Annotated in this window: 19 protein-coding genes and 1 pseudogene; 7 read left to right on the top strand and 13 right to left on the bottom strand. The window is 61.6% G+C overall.

Features of this window, described 5'->3' with window-relative positions:
• Positions 1–138: 138 nt before the first annotated feature.
• The 10 genes from AD663_RS10075 to AD663_RS10030 all read right to left on the bottom strand — a co-directional run bounded on the left by AD663_RS10075 (position 139) and on the right by AD663_RS10030 (position 7,789).
• Complete coding sequence (locus AD663_RS10075) at positions 139–1,545, bottom strand: saccharopine dehydrogenase C-terminal domain-containing protein (RefSeq protein WP_053213647.1); 1,407 nt, start codon at positions 1,543–1,545, stop codon at positions 139–141.
• A 91-nt stretch (positions 1,546–1,636) separates the two neighbouring features.
• Positions 1,637–2,446, bottom strand: coding sequence for a DUF3618 domain-containing protein (locus AD663_RS10070; protein WP_003180380.1), 810 nt, complete (start codon positions 2,444–2,446; stop codon positions 1,637–1,639).
• Positions 2,443–2,874, bottom strand: a complete 432-nt coding sequence (locus AD663_RS10065; RefSeq protein WP_003180379.1) for a phage holin family protein — start codon at positions 2,872–2,874, stop codon at positions 2,443–2,445. Before AD663_RS10065 ends, AD663_RS10070 begins: the two co-directional genes overlap by 4 nt.
• Positions 2,874–3,527, bottom strand: a complete 654-nt coding sequence (locus AD663_RS10060) for a hypothetical protein (RefSeq protein WP_053213646.1) — start codon at positions 3,525–3,527, stop codon at positions 2,874–2,876. Before AD663_RS10060 ends, AD663_RS10065 begins: the two co-directional genes overlap by 1 nt.
• 215 nt (positions 3,528–3,742) lie before the next feature.
• The gene (locus AD663_RS10055; protein ID WP_003180375.1) at positions 3,743–4,672 is read right to left on the bottom strand and encodes a ZIP family metal transporter; all 930 of its coding nucleotides are present in this window, start codon (positions 4,670–4,672) and stop codon (positions 3,743–3,745) included.
• A 102-nt stretch (positions 4,673–4,774) separates the two neighbouring features.
• Positions 4,775–5,656 carry a manganese catalase family protein gene (locus AD663_RS10050; RefSeq protein ID WP_003180373.1) on the bottom strand — a complete coding sequence of 294 codons (882 nt, stop codon included), beginning with the start codon at positions 5,654–5,656 and terminating at the stop codon, positions 4,775–4,777.
• Positions 5,657–5,904: 248 nt separating this feature from the next.
• On the bottom strand, positions 5,905–6,282 hold the full coding sequence (locus AD663_RS10045; RefSeq protein WP_033045972.1) for a general stress protein: 378 nt from the start codon (positions 6,280–6,282) through the stop codon (positions 5,905–5,907).
• Positions 6,283–6,673: 391 nt separating this feature from the next.
• Complete coding sequence (locus tag AD663_RS10040; RefSeq protein ID WP_003180368.1) at positions 6,674–6,922, bottom strand: metallothionein; 249 nt, start codon at positions 6,920–6,922, stop codon at positions 6,674–6,676.
• A gap of 30 nt (positions 6,923–6,952) precedes the next feature.
• The gene (locus tag AD663_RS10035; protein WP_003180366.1) at positions 6,953–7,222 is read right to left on the bottom strand and encodes a hypothetical protein; all 270 of its coding nucleotides are present in this window, start codon (positions 7,220–7,222) and stop codon (positions 6,953–6,955) included.
• Between the two features lie 57 nt (positions 7,223–7,279).
• On the bottom strand, positions 7,280–7,789 hold the full coding sequence (locus AD663_RS10030; protein WP_003180364.1) for a ferritin-like domain-containing protein: 510 nt from the start codon (positions 7,787–7,789) through the stop codon (positions 7,280–7,282).
• Between the two features lie 194 nt (positions 7,790–7,983).
• On the opposite strand from AD663_RS10030, the gene AD663_RS10025 reads away from it, so the two are divergent.
• Complete coding sequence (locus tag AD663_RS10025) at positions 7,984–8,823, top strand: NAD-dependent protein deacetylase (protein ID WP_053213645.1); 840 nt, start codon at positions 7,984–7,986, stop codon at positions 8,821–8,823.
• A 116-nt stretch (positions 8,824–8,939) separates the two neighbouring features.
• Here AD663_RS10025 and AD663_RS10020 read toward each other — a convergent pair whose 3' ends face one another.
• Positions 8,940–9,842, bottom strand: a complete 903-nt coding sequence (locus AD663_RS10020) for a LysR family transcriptional regulator (RefSeq protein ID WP_053213644.1) — start codon at positions 9,840–9,842, stop codon at positions 8,940–8,942.
• Positions 9,843–10,008: 166 nt separating this feature from the next.
• Between AD663_RS10020 and AD663_RS10015 the strand changes: the two genes are divergently transcribed.
• Genes AD663_RS10015 through AD663_RS10005 form a run of 3 tightly spaced genes read left to right on the top strand, consistent with a single transcriptional unit; the run spans position 10,009 to position 12,601 of the window.
• Positions 10,009–10,707 carry a CoA transferase subunit A gene (locus AD663_RS10015; protein WP_003180356.1) on the top strand — a complete coding sequence of 233 codons (699 nt, stop codon included), beginning with the start codon at positions 10,009–10,011 and terminating at the stop codon, positions 10,705–10,707.
• Positions 10,708–10,742: 35 nt separating this feature from the next.
• Positions 10,743–11,408: a CoA transferase subunit B gene (locus AD663_RS10010; RefSeq protein ID WP_003180355.1), complete on the top strand. Its 666-nt coding sequence runs from the start codon at positions 10,743–10,745 to the stop codon at positions 11,406–11,408.
• Between the two features lie 11 nt (positions 11,409–11,419).
• Positions 11,420–12,601, top strand: coding sequence for an acetyl-CoA C-acetyltransferase (locus AD663_RS10005; RefSeq protein ID WP_053213643.1), 1,182 nt, complete (start codon positions 11,420–11,422; stop codon positions 12,599–12,601).
• Between the two features lie 149 nt (positions 12,602–12,750).
• On the opposite strand, the gene AD663_RS10000 is transcribed toward AD663_RS10005, so the two are convergent.
• Positions 12,751–13,419 (bottom strand): HAD family hydrolase, encoded by a 669-nt coding sequence (locus AD663_RS10000; RefSeq protein ID WP_003180348.1) that lies wholly within the window; start codon positions 13,417–13,419, stop codon positions 12,751–12,753.
• 1,083 nt (positions 13,420–14,502) lie between these two features.
• Positions 14,503–15,849 (bottom strand): MATE family efflux transporter, encoded by a 1,347-nt coding sequence (locus AD663_RS09995; protein WP_053213642.1) that lies wholly within the window; start codon positions 15,847–15,849, stop codon positions 14,503–14,505.
• Positions 15,850–16,406: 557 nt separating this feature from the next.
• Here AD663_RS09995 and AD663_RS09990 point away from each other — a divergent pair.
• The 3 genes and pseudogenes from AD663_RS09990 to AD663_RS09980 all read left to right on the top strand — a co-directional run.
• Positions 16,407–17,351 (top strand): annotated as a pseudogene (locus AD663_RS09990) (methyl-accepting chemotaxis protein); the annotation flags it as partial.
• Positions 17,352–17,362: 11 nt separating this feature from the next.
• Positions 17,363–17,731 carry a response regulator gene (locus tag AD663_RS09985; RefSeq protein ID WP_003180343.1) on the top strand — a complete coding sequence of 123 codons (369 nt, stop codon included), beginning with the start codon at positions 17,363–17,365 and terminating at the stop codon, positions 17,729–17,731.
• A 15-nt stretch (positions 17,732–17,746) separates the two neighbouring features.
• Positions 17,747–18,031 carry a lipid asymmetry maintenance protein MlaB gene (locus AD663_RS09980; protein ID WP_003180340.1) on the top strand — a complete coding sequence of 95 codons (285 nt, stop codon included), beginning with the start codon at positions 17,747–17,749 and terminating at the stop codon, positions 18,029–18,031.
• The last annotated feature ends 5 nt before the right edge of the window (positions 18,032–18,036 follow it).

The raw sequence follows: 18,036 nt of genomic DNA, 5'->3' as shown, positions 1-18,036 counted from the left end.
CATGTCACCCCTTGGTTGAGTATAGGCCGCGAAAAACCGCAACCGGCCTAAACACAAAACCCTGTGGGAGCAAGCTCGCTCACACAAGGGGCTTCATCGCTGGGTGCCTTCGTGTCAGCCGGTAATACCGCGACGCCTTCAGAACAGGGTGAAATGCTCGAATTGCCAGGCATCTGCCGCACCGTCCCGGGATGGCTCATGCAAGGCCCCCACCGGCGTCCAATCGGTTTGCTGGCCTATCAAGGTGCCAAGGTAAGGCCTGGCCACTTCCAGCACCCGTTCGTAATCCATCTGCTCCGGTTCGACGATGCCGCGATCCGGATGCTCCACCGCCCACACGATTCCCGACAACACCCCCGCCGCCACCTGCAGGCTGGTGGCGTTGTTGAATGGCACCAGGGCCCGGGCCTCGTCGATGCTCAGCACCGATCCATACCAAAAGGCATTCAGGCCATGGCCCATCAACAACACACCCAGCGCATCGATGCCGCCACTGTCGATTTCGTCGTTGAGGATGCGTTGCTGGCCTTGGGGCTGCCAGCCGCGGCCGATCAGTTCGTGAATCGATAGCAGCGCGTCGTTGCACGGATGGTAGGCGTAGTGCAGCGTGGGTCGATAGATCAGCTTCTGCCGCTCTTTCACCGTCAGCAGATCGGCGGTCGAAGCCGTTTCATGATGGGTGATCATCAGTCCCAGGCACGGTCCGCCTATTGGCGTCCACGTCTTGATCCGCACGCTGGCGCTTGGGCGTTCCAGATAGATGGCGTTGCGTGTGCCGAAGCGATGCCGCTGGGCAGACGATGGCCAACGGCGTTCGTGAGTGCCCCAGCCCAGTTCCGCTGGTTGGCTCCCCTCGCTGATGAACCCTTCCACCGACCAGGTGTTGACGAACTCATCGTCCTGCTTGAGGCGCAGGGAACGCTGGGTATCACGCTCGGCAAAATGAATCACCTTGATGCCTGTCTGCATGCACAGGCGGGCCCAATCCACGCCTGCGCGCTGTTGTGGCAACGGATGATCCAGTTGCATCGCCAGTTCCACCAGGCCGGCCTTGAGCAGGTGCGTTATCAGGCCTGGATTTGCCCCGTGGGCCACGACGGCGGTGGGGCCTCTGCCGAGTTTTTTGCGCAGGTCCAGGACTTGGTAGCGCAACGCGTAATTGGTGCGGCGCGACAAGCTCAGTTGTGGGTCGCTGTAGCCGCCCGCCCAAGGTTCCACGCACGTGTCGAGGTACAGCGCGCCCTTGTCGCAGGCATACGCCATCAACGCCAGCGAGCTGACCTCCACCGAGAGGTTGACGATGAAATCTCCAGGCTTGACGAAGCGGTCCAGGATTTTGGCAAAGGTAGGCTCGGTCAATGCCTTGCGCACGAAGCGAATGCCCCGATCCTTGAACCAGATCTGCTGTTCGATCACCGGTGCGATCACGGTGATCTGCCTGACCGGGATGTGATCCTGGCCCAACAGTAATGGCAAGGTGGCCCGGGCGATGGAGCCAAAGCCGATGACAATCAGATGGCCGGTGAACGGTATTCGCTGTGCCATGTGTTCTCTCCTTGGAGAGACGGATTGATCACGCTGTAAAACCGACCGGCGCAGGTGTTGGTCACACTGCGCCGGCCCGTCGGGCCCTCGCCTATGAGGTGCCGAGCCCCTCCGACAGGTCAGTGCCGGAGCGCGCCTGGCCATTGGGTGCCGTGGGCGCCGTGTCATCACGGTGGCTGGTGGTCCGGCTCACCGTATCGCGCGCCGCCTCGTACCCCTCACGCGCCGTCCGTTTGGCTTTGTCAGCCATGCCGGCACTGGTCTTGCCCATCACCCGCTGCTCCGTGGACGTGCTGGGCAGTGCGGCGCCGAGCATGGCGCCCAGGGCGATCCCGGCAGCCGCCATCATCAAGGGTTGCTCCTTGAGCAGACGGCTCAATTGCGCGCCCGACTCTTGGGAGTAATGGGACATGCGCTCGCGCCTTTCGTGAGCGCTGTGCCGGGCATGACGAGCCCCTGCCCCCAGGTCATCGGCCAAGTGCGATGCCTTGTCCTTGAGATGGTGAAAACCTTCTCGCAACGAATCGCTGGTGCTGTGCAGATGTTCCTTGGCGCTGTCCAGGCCACCTGAAAGCCCCTCGCTCCAACCGCTGGACGCCTGGTCCGGACCGACACGGTAGCCGACGCGTGGGGGATGGTTCTGGCCCAGCATCAACCAGCAAAGGCCCACGGTAGTGAGCACCGTGGGCACCGGGTTGTTGCGCACGCTGGTGCCCAGGTTGCTGAAGAAAGCCGCGCCGTTACCCTGCATCAGGCTCATGGCCTGATCGAGCATCTGCCCCGGCGTGAACTTGCTGCCCAGGGCATCGACGATATGGCTAATGTGATCCCGTTGCTCGTCGATTTCACGCTCGATGGTTTCCGGGCTCTTCTGGGATTCGGTTTTGAATTCATCCTTCATGAGGCTTTCCTCCGCAGGGCTTCCTGGTCTTTGTTCAACGCATCGAGGGTTCGGTCAGGCTTGAAGTGCGAGGGTTCGAATTGTTTTTTGCCCGACTGCACCATGACGAACCCGATGATCATCGTCACCGCGCCGACGATCAGCGCCGCCAGCCAGGGTTGCATCATGGTGCTCAAGCCGTAGACCACCGCCATCAACAGGATGACAAAACCCGCCAATAGAACGATCGCTCCGCCCGCGACACCGGCGACGCCCGCCTTGAGGGTATTGACGCTTGCCTGGATCTCGGCCTTGGCCAGCGCCAGTTCCTTGGTAAACAGCGAAGGGACTTCGCGGCTCAACTGCTTCAACAGCCCCGCCACCGACGCATCGTTGTCGGTCACGGAAGTTGCGGCGGGACGCTGGAAATCAGGGTCTTGTCGGTTCATTACAACGCTCCTTTGCTATTGGCCGAACCGGGCAACGAGCCGGTGGCGGCGTCACTGGGATGGTCCTGGACATTGGGTGACGTGGGGGTAATGCCGGTGGCAAGCCCACTGGCGGTACCGGCGCCTGGGCCGATGGGATCGGGAATGGGGTCGAACGGCCGGTCCGCGGCGAAACCACCCTGGGGTGGTGTCGAATGCCCTTGCGCAGGGTCTTCACCATCGCTGGCAACCGGCGAACTGCCGGCCTTGAGGAACCGCGACAAGCCGAAGCCTACCGCCACGCTGCCTGCCAGGAACAGCGCTGGGTTGTCCCGGGCCAGGCGCGAACCTTCGTGCAGCAGCTGTTCGGCGCTCTTGTTGCGCAAGGTGCTGGCCAGGCCTGTCATGCGATCGGCCATGTCCGCCAGGTAATGCGACAGGCCAAGGGTGTCGTTGTCTTCGAGCTCCGACATCGCCGATTTGGCGCCACGGGCCAGTGCGTCGATCTGATCCGCCGCCGTGTCGCGGTACTGACTAAATTGCGCGTCGGCTTTTTCGCGGGCGCTGCCAATGGCCTCGTTCACATCTTCCTTGATAGCGTCCACGTGTTCTTCGGGTCGCGCCTGGTTCGATGTACCGCTTTGCCGTTCGGGGTTGTTGTCCGGGATAGTCATGTCTGTCCATCGCCTCCGTGATGAAAACTCAATAACGAGCAACCACCGCAGTGATGCCCAATACGTGTCTCTCAGAACAGATGACGGAGGGTGACAGGGGGGAGTTCAAACGAGTTTTGCGGTGGGACGCTGTGCGGTATCGAGCGCCGCTTGGGCACGCAAAAGCCTGCCCGAGGGGCGCATATAAGCAGGTTCCGAAACGGTCGAGGCCTTCCTCAACCCAACGCCGTATCGAGGAACATCATGACGGCAAACCCCATCATCAGCCCCAGCGTGGCCGGGGTTTCGTGGCCGTTGCGGTGGGTCTCGGGAATCACTTCGTGGGACACCACGAAGATCATCGCCCCCGCCGCCAGCCCCAGGCTGATGGGGTACGCGACGGCCACGCCCGACGACATGCCCAGGCCGATCACCGAGCCCAGCGGTTCCATCAGGCCCGAGCCCACCGCAATCAGCGCGGCACGCAAGGTGCTGATGCCGGTGACCCGCAACGCCATGGCAATGGCGAGGCCTTCGGGAATGTCCTGGATGGCAATGGCGGTGGTCAGGGGCAAGCCCACCTTGAAATCGCCGTCGGCGAAACTCACACCGATGGCCATGCCCTCCGGCAGGTTGTGCAAGGTGATCGCAAGCACGAACAACCAGACGCGATTGATGCGCTCGGCCTGGGGGCCTCGTCGGCCGCTCAGCTCATGTTCGTGCGGCACGAAACGGTCGAGGCCGATCATCAGGGCCACGCCCAACCCCAGGCCGACCACCACGACAAACGCGGCGAGCAGTTGGTTACCACAGATGATCTGCGCCGCTTCGATGCCTGGCAGGATCAGCGAGAAGGAACTGGCGGCCAGCATCATCCCGGCGGCGAAACCCAGCATGATGTCCTGGGTCCGCGACGAGATATCCCGCAACACCACTGCCATGACCGCACCCAGGGCAGTGGCGACGAAACCGGACGTGCCGCCCAGGATCGCGTAGCCCAAGTTGTGCCGGTCAGCACCGACCAATGCGTTGTAGCCGCTATACAGCAGCAGCGCCGCGACCACTGCCAAGCCCAGCCAGAAGCTCACCCCCAGCAACAGATTGTTTTGCACGGGGCCCAGCCAGGTGCGCCAGGGCGAGCGGATTCGGGAGGTGGGCTGGTCCATCGAATGTCCTTACTGTCTAACCATGGCTTATCCGATCGTTACCATGAAAATGGGAACGACCCGACGAAAATTCAGGCGAGGAGTCGCCCCCCTCGCCTTTCTTTACAGTTTGTCAATTTGCATCCCCGAACCCAAGTCGGCGCCCGTGGTGGGATCGCTTTCAGGGTTGGACATCGTCCGCGCCTTCATGTCCATCAGCAACGCTTCATCTGCTTCACTCAACTGTACGCTGGCCATTCCGTCGCCGCCATCCACCGCAGGGGTTGGGTTCTCGACGAACTCCCAATCGTCGCCCTGGTTCCACGGACCGCGAACGGTCGGCTCGCCCTGGGACATATTGAAGTACACATGGGTGAACTCCGGCATGCCTGGCAATTTACCTTGAGGGAAATTCGGCTGGATCGCATGCAAAGCTTTTTCAAAGGACAGTTGGTGGGCGATTTCGCGGGTCATCAGAAAGCCCAGTGCCTCCTTGACGCCTGGATCATCGGTCACGTTCATCAGCCGCTCATACACGATTTTCGCCCGAGCCTCGGCGGCGATGTTTGAGCGCATGTCCGCTGTGGGTTCACCGATGGTGTCGATGTACGCGGCGGTCCAGGGCACACCGGCCGAGTTAGTCAGCGGCGAACCGGCACCGTACAAAACGCTGGTGATGTGCGAGTCGTTTCCGGCCCCATTGATGTCCCGGTACAGCTGGCCTTCCTGCTCGACGCCCTCGGCCATCTTGCCCTTGGCGCCTTTGTTCAGCATGACGATGATCGAACCGATCACCTCCAAGTGGCTGAGCTCTTCGGTGGCAATGTCCATCAGTAAATCCTTGCGGCCTGGATCGTCCTCGGACAGCGCCTGCGTAAAGTAACGTGACGCCGCCGCCAATTCACCTTGGGCGCCCCCGAATTGTTCGAGCAACAGGTTGGCAAGCCCAGGATTGGGTTCAGCGACACGCACGGTGTATTGCAGTCGTTTATTATGTAGAAACATGATTGAACTCCTCGATCAGCAATAAGACACGCGGACACTGCCAACGACAGGCCCACAAGACTCTGAAGAAGTTATACGGTTGATAATTTGGTTTTTATTCAACAAACAAGACGAACGGCAAACTGCAATTAAGTCGCCGTCTATATCGCCGCGTCATTGAATACGCAACAAGCGAAAACCTGTTGTGTTTGAAAAGGAATACAGTACAGGTCCCGCGCTATTAACGCGGGACCTGCAGCCTCGGGACGTTACGACTTGCGACCGCCACCGTGGCTGTTTTCACCACCTTTCTTGCCTGCTTCGGAGGCCTTTTCCCGGTCATTGGCGAAATTGCCACCCGACGCCTGGCCGCCCTTCTTGCCAGCTTCCGAGGCGCGTTCAGGGTCATTGGCAAAGTTGCCGCCCGAGGCTTGGCCGCCTTTGCGGCCGGCTTCTGCGGCACGTTCCGGGTCGTTGGCAAAATTACCACCCGAGACGTGACCGCCCTTGCGTCCTGCTTCGGCTGCGCGTTCTGGATCGTTGGCGAAGTTGCCGCCCGAAGCCTGGCCGCCTTTCTTGCCCGCTTCCGATGCTTTCTCACGATCGTTAGCGAAATTGCCAGGGTTGTTATTGCCTGTGTTAGCCATTTCATTCACCTCGTTAGTTGCTGTTAGCGAACCGCATTGGCTCGTCTTATTGAGAAAACCTGTCCCGCCCAAGGTTTGAAAAAAGGCGCGCATACCACGACGAACGGTCGTAACGATGAAGTTCACTTTCAAATGCACTAGTTGGATCTATTACAACCCGCTATCGCCCAAGCGGCGCGCCATTAATTATTTGAACAGTGCGTGTCTTTCCACGCCGTCCGCCAAAGACCGGATGGCGCCGGCACCCCTTTGCACCGGTCTCGTCACCCTGGCCTCGCGCCGTTCCAGGAAGCCAAAACTCGCGGGCTGCCGGTGTTGTCTTGCACCACCGCACTGACCGGCTTGCGGTGTCCGGGCACGCTGCTGCCAATGCCCGGATTCAAGCGAAAAATCAGGGAGAAATCGGGTCACTGGCTGGAAAGGTTTCTTCCAGGGCCTCGTCCAGTTGATTGTTGGTAATGTCCCGCCCACCGACCTTGCCGCTGCGCTCACAATGGCAATCCGGCGCCGGACAGGGCTCGCCGTTGGGGTGCTGCTCGGCACAGGCCTGGCTGCAATAGGCTTCGCCGTCGTGATTGAATACGCGCTCCGGATCTACCTTGCAGTGGCAATCCGGGCAGCCGCAACGTAACTCGTTCATGCTCGTCCTCCTGCGTTGTCCGGTGTCTCTTCAAGACCCCACCAGTAATTGAACTTCCAGATTCGCCGCCGCGACGCCATGGTTTTCGACATAAACATCGGCGGCCCAGCCCTTGGTCAGGTTGCGGTAGACCTGTGTGCCGAGCGCTGTCCCGCAGTCCCACTCCATGACGTCCCCGACGCTGATGTCATTGACCGAACGCAATTCGAAAACGGTATGGCCGCCCGCATCTGCCACGAGCACGCCGACCAGGCCGCTCTGGCGATTGATGGCGCGTACTTCACCGGTGGTTTTATTCATGCCTCTCCTCGTGAAGGCTGCTGGCCGGCTACAGGCGTAACCGGCCACACGGGCCCTTTAGCGCTTGGCTTCGGTATGCGGGTTGGCGGAACGTTCCAGGAAGGCCTGGGTGATTTCCGGCAAGTGTTCGCGCAACCAATCAGCCATGGCGATTTCCTGCGGCAGGATCTGTTCGCAGGCCCGTTGCGTTTCCACGTCACCGGCCACTTTGGCGGCCTCGATCAGCACCGTATAAGAAGCGATTTCCAGGTTCTCGAACACGTAGCCGCTCATCGCGCCCTTGACCACTTCGTCGGTCATCATCATGCCGCCCATGGCTTGGCCGAAAGCCATGAGTTTTCCGGCCATGTCCTTGATCATCGAGGTGCTGCCACCCAAGCGCTGGATGCACTGGTCCACCAGCTTCTGCTGCCCGAGTGTTTCCTCGATATGCTGCTCGATCCGGGCCTTGAGTACGGGGTAGTGCTCCAGGCGTTCGGCCTGGGCCTTGAGCATTTTCTCCGCTTGCTGCTCCATGGCATGGGCGTCGTTGAGCCAGTCCAAGAGGTTCTCTTTAGGCGTTGCCATTTCGTTCTCCTTGCGAGAGGTCGCCACCGCACCGCAGCGCGACAATGATGGAAATACCGCACATAAAAATGGATATCGCGGCGCTGAGGAAAGTTTGGCGGAACCACCTTCCAGGGCGACGAAAGGCGCCGCCATCGTTTCACTGGTCGATGGGAATGCTAACCTCAACGGCTCCAGGCCAACGGAGACATGCCATGCCCGACGACCTTCACTTCGAACCGCTCGATCGGCTGCTGGAGCATATGGCCGGGCGCCGATTCCTGGTGCTCACCGGCGCCGGCATCAGCACCCCCTCGGGCATTCCCGACTACCGCGACAGTGAGGGCGTGCGTCGGGGGCGCCAGCCGATGATGTACCAGGAATTCCTCGCCCAGACCGAGTCCCGTCGACGCTATTGGGCGCGGGCGATGCTGGGCTGGCCACGGGTGAGGCAGGCCCGGCCAAACGTGGCCCATGAAGCCTTGGCCGAGTTGCAGGCACAGCAGCGCATCAGCGGGTTGATTACCCAGAATGTCGACACGCTGCACGACCAGGCCGGCAGCCAGGACGTCATTGAACTCCACGGCAGCCTGCACCGCGTGCTGTGCCTGGATTGCGAGCAGCGCAGCGAGCGGCAGCAGATCCAGTTGTTGATGGAAGCGCAGAATCCTTACCTGGCCGGTGTCGACGCCGTGCAGGCGCCCGACGGCGACACCCTGCTGGACTCGGCGTTCGAGGCGCGCTTCCAGGTACCCCGCTGCCCCCATTGCGACGGTGAGCGCTTGAAACCCGACGTGGTGTTCTTTGGTGAAAATGTCGCTCCCGCCACTGCGACCCGCGCCACTGAAGCCGTCCGGCAAGCAGATGGCCTGCTGGTGGTGGGCTCGTCGCTGATGGCTTATTCGGCGTTTCGGCTCTGCAAGGCGATCAAGGACCAGGGCAAGCCACTGTTGGCGATCAACCGGGGCAAGACCCGGGCCGACGAGTTGCTGGACTTGAAACTGGAAGAGCCTTGCGAGTGGTTGTTGCCGTTGCTGACACAGCACCCGTTTTAGCAACGCCCGGACCCTTTGTGGGAGCGGGCTTGCTCGCGAAGACGATGGAAGATTCAATACTGCTGTCGACTGATACACCGCTTTCGCGAGCAAGCCCGCTCCCACAGTGGCCGGGGTCAACTCGCGGCCAGCTGCGCACCCAACTCCTGCCCCTTGATCGTATCGAACAACGCCTGCGCGGCCGCCGACAATTCATACCCGGGCTTGGTCAGCACGCCAATGGCCCGTTCGATCACCGGGTCGCTCAAGGTGATGCAACGCGCGCCCAGCTCATGCATTTGCCCGACACACAGCGCCGGCACCGCGCTCACGCCCAGCCCACTGGCGACCATTCGCCCGACCGTCGCCAACTGGTGGCTTTCGAATTCCACCGGCAGTTTCATGCCCCGTGCCTGCAAATGCTCTTCCAGCATCACCCGGACGGTGGACGGCCGTTGCAGGGTGATGAACGGCTGCTCCAGCAAGGCCTGCCATTTGATCTCGCTGACCCGGGCCAACGGTGAATCCAGCGGCACCACCGCGACGAAGCGATCCAGATACAGCGGGGTGAAGGCCAGTGAAGAACTCTGCATCGGCTCGAACGCTACGCCCAACTCGACATGCCGGTCACGCACCATCTCCAGCACCTGCTCGTTGATCACGTCGTTCACCGTGACGTTGACATTCGGATAGCGGGCGCGGAAGGTCTTGAGGATGGGTGGCAGCAGGTTGCCGGCGAACGAAGGCATCGCCGCCAACGTCACGCGACCACGCTGCAAGGTGAAGCGCTGGCGCATTTCATCCTCGGCGTTGTCCCAATCGGCAATCAGTCGGCGGGCCAGCGGCAGCAAGGATTCGCCTTCGGGTGTCAGCGCCACGTTGCGGGTGTTGCGGCTGAACAAGCGCCCGCCCAGGCCTTCTTCCAGCGCCTTGATCGTCAAGCTCAGGGCCGACTGGGACAAATGCAGTCGCTCGCACGCGACGGCAAAGCTCAGGCTCTGGGCCACGGCGAGGAAGGCACGGATTTGCTTGAGGGTCATGGTCGCTGTGCTCCCAGCGGCAAGCGGTAAATTTTGAGCGGCAAGTGGCTGTCACTCATTAATGAGATTAATCAATCAATCCAACCTAAAAATCAACTTAACAAATATATGACTTGGCGCAACACTGCATTTCATTGCGACCCCATCAAGAATAAAAGAGGTGTCTATGGCAGGTTTCGACAAACGCGTGAGTTCTTATGAAGAAGCGCTCGAAGGCTTGAAGGACGGCATGACCGTCATCGCCGGCGGCTTCGGCCTTTGCGGCATCCCGGAAAACCTGATCGCCGAGATCAAGCGCAAGGGCATCCGCGACCTCACCGTGGTGTCCAACAACTGCGGCGTCGACGGTTTCGGCCTCGGCGTGTTGCTGGAAGACCGGCAGATTCGCAAGGTGGTGGCCTCCTATGTCGGTGAAAACGCCCTCTTCGAGAAGCAACTGCTCAGCGGCGAAATCGAAGTCGTGCTCACCCCCCAAGGCACCCTCGCTGAAAAAATGCGCGCCGGTGGCGCAGGCATCCCGGCATTCTTCACCGCCACGGGCGTCGGCACGCCGGTGGCCGAGGGCAAGGAAGTGCGTGAATTCCATGGCCGCCAGTACCTGATGGAAGAATCCATCACCGGCGACTTCGCCATCGTCAAGGGCTGGAAAGCCGACCATTTCGGCAACGTGGTCTACCGCCATACCGCGCAAAACTTCAATCCGCTGGCCGCTACGGCGGGCAAGATCACCGTGGTGGAAGTCGAAGAAATCGTCGAACCCGGCGAGCTGGACCCGACGCAGATCCACACCCCCGGCATCTACGTCGACCGGGTCATTTGCGGCACGTTCGAAAAGCGCATCGAACAGCGCACCGTGCGTAAGTGATCCCCTGCCCCCGGCCCGAATGAAGGAATAACACCATGGCACTTTCCCGCGAACAAATGGCTCAACGCGTCGCCCGCGAAATGCAGGACGGCTATTACGTGAACCTGGGCATCGGCATTCCGACCCTGGTCGCCAACTACATCCCCGAAGGCATGGAAGTTATGCTGCAATCGGAGAACGGCTTGCTCGGCATGGGCGCGTTCCCCACCGAAGCCGAAGTCGACGCCGACATGATCAACGCCGGCAAGCAGACCGTCACCGCGCGCATCGGCGCCTCGATCTTCTCTTCGGCCGAATCGTTTGCCATGATCCGCGGCGGCCACATCGACCTGACCGTGCTCGGCGCGTTCGAAGTGGACGTCGAAGGCAACATTGCCTCGTGGATGATCCCCGGCAAACTGGTCAAAGGCATGGGCGGCGCGATGGACCTGGTGGCCGGCGCCGAGAACATCATCGTCACCATGACCCATGCGTCCAAGGACGGCGAGTCGAAACTGCTGCCCCGCTGCAGCCTGCCGCTGACCGGTGCCGGTTGCATCAAGCGCGTGCTGACCGACCTTGCGTACCTGGAAATCCAGGACGGCGCCTTCATCCTGAAAGAACGGGCCCCGGGCGTCAGCGTCGAGGAAATCGTCGCCAAGACCGCTGGCAAGTTGATCGTGCCGGACCACGTCCCTGAAATGCAGTTCGCTGCCCAGTGAGGAGAGATTCGATGCAAGAAGTCGTGATTGTCGCCGCCACCCGTACCGCCATCGGCAGTTTCCAGGGTGCGCTGGCTTCCATTCCCGCCCCGGAACTCGGTGCAGCGGTGATTCGTCGCCTGCTGGAACAGACCGGCCTTGCCGGCGAGCAAGTCGACGAAGTGATTCTTGGCCAGGTGCTGACCGCAGGCTCCGGGCAAAACCCGGCACGCCAGGCGTCGATCCTGGCGGGCCTGCCGCACGCAGTGCCAGCGCTGACCCTGAACAAGGTCTGCGGTTCGGGCCTCAAGGCCCTGCACCTCGGCGCCCAGGCGATTCGCTGTGGCGATGCTGACGTCATCATTGCCGGTGGCATGGAAAACATGAGTCTGGCGCCCTACGTGCTGCCGGCCGCCCGCACCGGCCTGCGCATGGGCCACGCGAAGGTGATCGACAGCATGATCACCGACGGCCTGTGGGATGCCTTCAACGATTACCACATGGGCATCACCGCCGAGAACCTGGTGGACAAGTACGGCATCAGCCGCGAAGAACAGGATGCCTTTGCCGCCTCGTCCCAGCAGAAAGCCGTCGCCGCCATCGAGGGCGGTCGGTTCGCCGACGAGATCACGCCGATCCTGATTCCCCAGCGCAAAGGCGATCCCGTCGCCTTCGCCACTGACGAACAGCCACGCGCCGGCACCACCGCCGAATCCCTGGGCAAGCTCAAACCGGCGTTCAAGAAGGACGGCAGCGTCACTGCCGGCAATGCTTCGTCGCTCAACGACGGTGCTGCCGCCGTTGTGCTGATGAGCGCCGAAAAAGCCAAGGCCCTGGGCCTGCCGGTGCTGGCCAAGATCAGCGCCTATGCCAATGCTGGCGTCGATCCGGCGATCATGGGCATCGGCCCGGTCTCGGCGACCCGGCGTTGCCTGGACAAGGCCGGCTGGTCATTGGATCAACTGGACCTGATCGAAGCCAACGAAGCCTTCGCCGCCCAGTCCCTGGCCGTGACCCGGGAGCTGCAATGGGACATGGCCAAGGTCAACGTCAACGGCGGCGCCATCGCCCTGGGGCACCCTATTGGCGCGTCGGGCTGTCGCGTACTGGTGTCGTTGCTGCATGAAATGATCAAGCGCGATGCCAAGAAAGGCCTCGCGACCTTGTGCATTGGCGGCGGTCAAGGCGTCGCACTGGCGCTGGAACGGGCCTAGTCGCAGAGGGTTCTACGGTGGCGGTGCGGCCCCACGAATGTCCGCACCGCCACTGGCAACACCACCGGCGCAACCTCGGTTTCGCCGGTTTTTTTTGCCGGGCGCCTGGCGTGCGTTTGTCACGGGCAGCCTCGTGAAGCGCGTAGGGGTTATCGAGCCATGCCCAGGCGCATCAGTCCACCTTCGACCATGTCCACCGCCAGGCCTCGGTAATCCTCGATCAGCGGATGGATGCTGGCCAGCGGATGGGTATGTGTCGCCGTCACCACGATCACGTCCGCTTCCGCCGCCTCGCCAGCCTGGATGCCCGCGTGAGCGTCTTCGAAGACCAGGCATGTTTGCGGTGGCACTTGCAACCGCTCGGCGGCCAGGCGATAGCACGCGGGATCAGGCTTGCCTTCGCTGACATCTTCGGCGGTGATCATCACGTGCGGACGCGCAATGCCGGCCGCTTCCATACGGCGCAAGGCCAATGCCAAGGGAGCCGAGGTGACGATTGCCCAGCGATCCGGCGGCAGGCTTTTCAGGAACTGTGAGGCGCCGGGCACCTGCACCACACCTTCGACGTCTTCGATTTCCTCCCGGGTAATCTGCTCGGCCTCGGCCCTGGCATCGACGCCCGGCAAGCGCTGGCGGGCGATGGTGTCGATGGCCCGCACGCCATGGATCGTCGGCAGGAACGTCGCCACATCCACGCCGTGGCGCAGGGCCCAGCGAGTCCAGATCCGCTCGGCAGCGGCGATGGAATTGAGCAATGTGCCGTCCATGTCGAAGAGGAAGGCGCGGTAACCAGTGTCGGAGGGGATTGTGGCAGGCATCGGATCCTCGTGAAGGCGTGGCGAATGACGGCCACTGTATCACCGCCATGCGCCTCCACGGGTTTGCATGCCAGCCACCATACCTCGGCATACTCAGATCTCATGTGGGACCGAGCTTGCTCGCGAATGCGCTGGGTCAGCTTGAAGTGATGGTGGATGTGCCGCCGTCTTCGCGGGCAAGCCCGCTCCCACAGGGTCCGGTGCCTTACGCAAATGCCGCGTATACCCGCGATCCACTGTGGGAGTGAGCTTGCTCGCGAATGCGCTGGGTCAGCTTGAAGTGATGGTGAATGTGCCGCCGTCTTCGCGGGCAAGCCCGCTCCCACAGGGTCCGGTGCCTTGCGCAAATGCCGCGTATACCCGCGATCCACTGTGGGAGTGAGCTTGCTCGCGAATGCGCTGGGTCAGCTTGAAGTGATGGTGAATGTGCCGCCGTCTTCGCGGGCAAGCCCGCTCCCACAGGGTCCGGTGCCTTACGCAAATGCCGCGTATACCCGCGATCCACTGTGGGAGTGAGCTTGCTCGCGAATGCGCTGGGTCAGCTTGAAGTGATGGTGAATGTGCCGCCGTCTTCGCGGGCAAGCCCGCTCCCACAGGGTCCGGTGCCTTACGCAAATGCCGCGTATACCCGCGATCCACTGTGGGAGTGAGCTTGCTCGCGAATGCGCTGGGTCAGCTTGAAGTGATGGTGGATGTGCCGCCGTCTTCGCGGGCAAGCCCGCTCCCACAGGGTCCAGTGCCTTACTCAAATGCCGCGTATACCCGCGATCCACTGTGGGAGTGAGCTTGCTCGCGAATGCGCTGGGTCAGCTTGAAGTGATGGTGGATGTGCTGCCGTCTTCGCGGGCAAGCCCGCTCCCACAGGGTCCGGTGCCTTGCGCAAATGCCGTGTACACCCGCGATCCACTGTGGGAGCGAGCTTGCTCGCGAATGCGGTGGGTCAGCTTGAAGTGATGGTGGATGTGCTGCCGTCTTCGCGGGCAAGCCCGCTCCCACAGGGTCCGGTGCCTTGCGCAAATGCCGCGTACACCCACAGGTTTTTATGCCAGGCCCAAAATACCCCGGCTACTTAACATGGGTCATCTACACCAGTCGCTCGATCGCCTGGTGCTGCCAGACCCGTTTGTAATACAGGGTCTGCAACAACAGCATGCTCAGGTACGCCACGGGAAACGCCATCCACACCCCTTGCAGACCGAAATGCGCATCCAGCAGGTACGCCGCCGGCACTTCCACAGCGACAATGCAAAAGATCGAGATCGCCACCGGCACCAGCACTGTGCCGCTGGCGCGCATGATGCCGCCGACGATTGCCTGGAAGCCGAACACCAGCAGGCTCCAGAGCATGATATGCAGCAGGTGTTCGGCCTGGACCCGCGCCACCGGGTCGGTGATGAATAGCCCCAACAGCCAGTGAGACAACAAGTACCCCAGCACCACCAGCCCACCCGTGAGCCAGACATTGATCAGCAGCCCCGTACGCAGAATCGGCCCCAGGCGCTCCAGGCGTCCGGCACCAATTGCCTGGGCGCCGAGGATCGAGGCGGTGATGGCGATCGACAGCGCCGGAAATTGCACGTAATTGACGATCTGCGTCACCGCGCCATAGGCCGCCGTGGCTTGGGAGCCGTGGCGGTTGACCAGTGCCAGGATCACCAGCTCCGACAGGGAGATCACCACCATCTGCAACCCCGTGGGCAGGCCGATGCGCAGCACCTTGCCGAGGATGACCCGGTCCAGGCGCATCGCTGCGAACAGGGCGCGGTCCGGCGCCAAGGCATGCTCGCGACGGTTCAAGCGCCACGCGAGCAAGAGCATGGCCGACGAAGTCCCCACCAACCCTGCGAATGCCGCGCTCTGGATGCCCATTTGCGGCAACCCCAGCCAGCCACGAATCAACGCAGGCGTGAGCATCAATCCGATGCTGGTGGACACCAGCAACGCGAGCAGCGGCGACAGCGTATCGCTCACGCCGCGCAACAATTGGGTAAACACCACGAACACCAAGAGGATCGGCAAGATCCACATCATGACCCGGGCATACGAAACGGCGTCCTCCAGCACATCGGCCGGCGTGCCCAGCCCTTGCAACGCCTGGCGCGCAAAGACGCTGCCGAGCACCGCCGCCACCAGCCCGATGATCGCCCCCAGCAACAGTGTCGAACCGGCAACAGCCTTCACCGTACCGGTTTCCCCCGCGCCATAGGCCTGCCCGATCAACACCCCGGCTCCCGCGCCCAGCCCGATCACCAGGGCGAGGAAGAAAAACACGATGGGAAACATCCCCGACACCGCCGCCAGCGCCTGGGTACCGAGCATTTGGCCGATATAGATGCTGTTGAACGTACCGGACATGGACTGCAGGAAGTTGGACAGGACCATGGGTGTCAGGAACAGGAGGTAGGTTTTCCAAAGAGGCTGGGTGGGCATGTGGGCTCTGATGGCAGGTTCAAAATTCGGCTGCCGTTAATCTAGCTCAAACCCTCCCTGTGGCGAGTGATTTAATCCCTTCGCCACGCATTTGCTCATCCGATTTCATTTTCTTGGACTAGTCTCGACAATTTACCAGTGGCATCATAGGATAATGGCACATGGCCAGCGACAAGCCGCTGGCGCCGGGGAACTGACAGCCGGTCATAAAGTCCGGGTAGCTACAGCAGATAACTTGGCATTAGCAAATAACTCTTCAGCAATACCTGTTCAGGGACCGAACCATGACGCCGTATTCCCCCGGTCATTCTTTTACCGCAAAAACCTCGCCACTCCTTTGGCACCCCGTAGCTGTGGCGATTGTCGCCAGCATTGGCACGCTGACGCTGAACGGCACGAGCGGGCAAAACATCGGTTTGAGTGTGCTGCTGGTGATCCTTGGTTTAGCTGTCGGCGTTATCGGCGCGCGGTCTCAAGGCCGCCAACTTGAAGGTATCATTGCAGCGACCGATGCCCAGCACGCTCTGCAAGCCGCCAACAGCATTCAGCAACAAGCCAGTGCTCAGCTCAACGAAGTGATCCTCGGCGCCATGCCGATCTGGGCCAAGCAAGTGGAGAGCTCACGCCAGCAGACTGAAACCGCGATCGTCTCGCTGACCAGCCGTTTCACTGGTATTTCCTCTCGCCTTGAAGAGACGGTGCAAGCCTCGCAACTGGCCGCTGGAGAGTTGGCGGGCAGCAGCAGCGGCGGAGCCGTTCAAGTGCTGGCGCAAAGCGAAGGCGAACTGGTGAAGGTCATCGACTCCTTGAAGTCCACCCAAGCCAGCCGCGACGAAACCCTGGCCCAAGTGCGCAACCTCACCGCCTACACCGGCGAATTGCGGACCATGGCTGCCGATGTCGCAGCGATTGCCGCGCAGACCAACCTGTTGGCCCTTAACGCCGCCATCGAAGCCGCCCGGGCGGGCGAAGCGGGGCGCGGTTTCGCGGTGGTGGCCGATGCGGTGCGCGCGCTGTCGAGCAAGTCCAGCGAGACTGGCCAACAGATGTCAGCCAAGGTCGACGTCATCAACACCTCTATCACCCAGTTGGTCCAGGCCGCCTCCAGCGGCGCCGACCAGGACAGCCAATCAGTGGTCGTGTCCGAGGGCAGCATCCAGCGCGTGCTCGAACGTTTCAAGAGCGTCACCGGGCGCTTGGCCGACTCGGCCGACCTGCTGCAGCGGGAAAGCTTCGGCATTCGCGACGAACTCACCGAAGTGCTGGTCAGTCTTCAATTCCAGGATCGGGTCAGCCAGATCCTCAGCCATGTGCGCGACAACATCGAAGACCTGCATGTGCATGTGCAGCAGGCCAGCCAGTCGCCCGAACAGGCGCCCTCCATCGACGCCCGCCAATGGCTGGCGCGCATGGAAACCACCTACGCCACCGACGAGCAACGCCGTAATCACCACGGCAGCTCGGCCGCGCAACAGGATTCACAGGAAATAACCTTCTTTTAGGAGCGCCATTCATGGCTAAAAATGTATTGGTTGTCGACGACTCCGCGAGCGTTCGGCAGGTCGTCGGCATCGCGTTGAAAAGTGCCGGCTATGACGTGATCGAGGCCAGCGATGGCAAGGACGCCTTGGGCAAGCTCAACGGCCAGAAAGTGCACCTGATCATCAGTGACGTGAACATGCCGAACATGGACGGCATCACCTTCGTCAAGGAGGTCAAGAAACTGGCCAGCTACAAGTTCACGCCGATCATCATGCTGACCACCGAATCCCAGGAATCGAAGAAGCAGGAAGGCCAGGCCGCAGGCGCCAAGGCCTGGGTGGTCAAGCCATTCCAACCGGCGCAGATGCTGGCGGCGGTATCCAAGCTGATTCTTCCTTGATGGCCGGAGGCTTCAATGCCACTGCTGTACGAAACAAACGGCGACATGGCCCAAGTGCAGATCGACGGTGAACTGACGATCTACACCGCTGCCGATCTGTCCGCGCAATGGCTGCCACGACTGGGCGCGACGCCACATATGGCGCTGGATCTGTCGCAGGTCACCGAGATGGATGGCGCCGGCTTGCAATTGCTGCTGATGATTCAGCGCGAGGCCCCCAAGGCCGGCACCCAACTGACAGTGACCGGCCAAAGCAAAGCCGTTACGGAAACACTCGCTCTGTGCAACCTGGTTGCCTAGAGACA

It is taken from the genome of Pseudomonas sp. Q12-87 (genome assembly GCF_001269755.1).
GTDB lineage: Bacteria > Pseudomonadota > Gammaproteobacteria > Pseudomonadales > Pseudomonadaceae > Aquipseudomonas > Aquipseudomonas fluorescens_S.
Note: the sequence above shows the minus strand (reverse complement) of the source record. Positions and strands in the feature narration are given on the sequence as shown.